This is a genomic window from Serratia sp. BIGb0234 (assembly GCF_024809915.1).
In the GTDB taxonomy this organism is placed as follows: Bacteria; Pseudomonadota; Gammaproteobacteria; order Enterobacterales; family Enterobacteriaceae; genus Serratia; species Serratia liquefaciens.
Map to the genome: position 1 here is coordinate 1 of NZ_JANUEI010000029.1, position 2,449 is coordinate 2,449.

The 2,449-nt window shown below is 53.4% G+C and carries 1 rRNA gene; it reads left to right on the forward strand.

Annotation, left to right across the window (positions count from 1 at the left end):
• A 23S ribosomal RNA gene (locus M2407_RS26205) occupies positions 1–2,449 on the forward strand; the annotation flags it as partial.

Here is a 2,449-nt window from a genome sequence, read left to right on the forward strand (position 1 = left end):
TGTGAGTTCGATGAGTAGGGCGGGACACGTGACATCCTGTCTGAATATGGGGGGACCATCCTCCAAGGCTAAATACTCCTGACTGACCGATAGTGAACCAGTACCGTGAGGGAAAGGCGAAAAGAACCCCGGCGAGGGGAGTGAAATAGAACCTGAAACCGTGTACGTACAAGCAGTGGGAGCACCTTCGTGGTGTGACTGCGTACCTTTTGTATAATGGGTCAGCGACTTATATTTTGTAGCAAGGTTAACCGTATAGGGGAGCCGTAGGGAAACCGAGTCTTAACTGGGCGAATAGTTGCAAGGTATAGACCCGAAACCCGGTGATCTAGCCATGGGCAGGTTGAAGGTTGGGTAACACTAACTGGAGGACCGAACCGACTAATGTTGAAAAATTAGCGGATGACTTGTGGCTGGGGGTGAAAGGCCAATCAAACCGGGAGATAGCTGGTTCTCCCCGAAAGCTATTTAGGTAGCGCCTCGTGAACTCATCTTCGGGGGTAGAGCACTGTTTCGGCTAGGGGGCCATCCCGGCTTACCAAACCGATGCAAACTCCGAATACCGAAGAATGTTATCACGGGAGACACACGGCGGGTGCTAACGTCCGTCGTGAAGAGGGAAACAACCCAGACCGCCAGCTAAGGTCCCAAAGTCATGGTTAAGTGGGAAACGATGTGGGAAGGCATAGACAGCCAGGATGTTGGCTTAGAAGCAGCCATCATTTAAAGAAAGCGTAATAGCTCACTGGTCGAGTCGGCCTGCGCGGAAGATGTAACGGGGCTAAACCATGCACCGAAGCTGCGGCAGCGACGCTTAGGCGTTGTTGGGTAGGGGAGCGTTCTGTAAGCCGTTGAAGGTGGCCTGTGAGGGTTGCTGGAGGTATCAGAAGTGCGAATGCTGACATAAGTAACGATAAAGCGGGTGAAAAGCCCGCTCGCCGGAAGACCAAGGGTTCCTGTCCAACGTTAATCGGGGCAGGGTGAGTCGACCCCTAAGGCGAGGCCGAAAGGCGTAGTCGATGGGAAACAGGTTAATATTCCTGTACTCGGTGTTACTGCGAAGGGGGGACGGAGAAGGCTAGGCTAGCCGGGCGACGGTTGTCCCGGTTTAAGCGTGTAGGGGGAGTGACCTGGTAAATCCGGTTACTTACTAACCCTGAGGCGTGATGACGATGCACTACGGTGCAGAAGTAGTTGATGCCAAGCTTCCAGGAAAAGCCTCTAAGCATCAGGTAACACAGAATCGTACCCCAAACCGACACAGGTGGTCAGGTAGAGAATACCAAGGCGCTTGAGAGAACTCGGGTGAAGGAACTAGGCAAAATGGTGCCGTAACTTCGGGAGAAGGCACGCTGGCGCGTAGGTGAAGAGACTTGCTCTCGGAGCTGAAGCCAGTCGCAGATACCAGCTGGCTGCAACTGTTTAATAAAAACACAGCACTGTGCAAACACGAAAGTGGACGTATACGGTGTGACGCCTGCCCGGTGCTGGAAGGTTAATTGATGGGGTCAGCCGCAAGGCGAAGCTCTTGATCGAAGCCCCAGTAAACGGCGGCCGTAACTATAACGGTCCTAAGGTAGCGAAATTCCTTGTCGGGTAAGTTCCGACCTGCACGAATGGCGTAATGATGGCCAGGCTGTCTCCACCCGAGACTCAGTGAAATTGAACTCGCTGTGAAGATGCAGTGTACCCGCGGCAAGACGGAAAGACCCCGTGAACCTTTACTATAGCTTGACACTGAACATTGAGCCTTGATGTGTAGGATAGGTGGGAGGCTTTGAAGCGTGGACGCCAGTCTGCGTGGAGCCAACCTTGAAATACCACCCTTTAATGTTTGATGTTCTAACTCGGCCCCATAATCTGGGGTGAGGACAGTGTCTGGTGGGTAGTTTGACTGGGGCGGTCTCCTCCCAAAGAGTAACGGAGGAGCACGAAGGTTAGCTAATCACGGTCGGACATCGTGAGGTTAGTGCAAAGGCATAAGCTAGCTTGACTGCGAGAGTGACGGCTCGAGCAGGTACGAAAGTAGGTCTTAGTGATCCGGTGGTTCTGAATGGAAGGGCCATCGCTCAACGGATAAAAGGTACTCCGGGGATAACAGGCTGATACCGCCCAAGAGTTCATATCGACGGCGGTGTTTGGCACCTCGATGTCGGCTCATCACATCCTGGGGCTGAAGTAGGTCCCAAGGGTATGGCTGTTCGCCATTTAAAGTGGTACGCGAGCTGGGTTTAGAACGTCGTGAGACAGTTCGGTCCCTATCTGCCGTGGGCGTTGGAAGATTGAGAGGGGTTGCTCCTAGTACGAGAGGACCGGAGTGAACGCACCACTGGTGTTCGGGTTGTCATGCCAATGGCACTGCCCGGTAGCTAAGTGCGGAAAAGATAAGCGCTGAAAGCATCTAAGCGCGAAACTTGCCTCGAGATGAGTCTTCCCTGGGCCTTTAAGG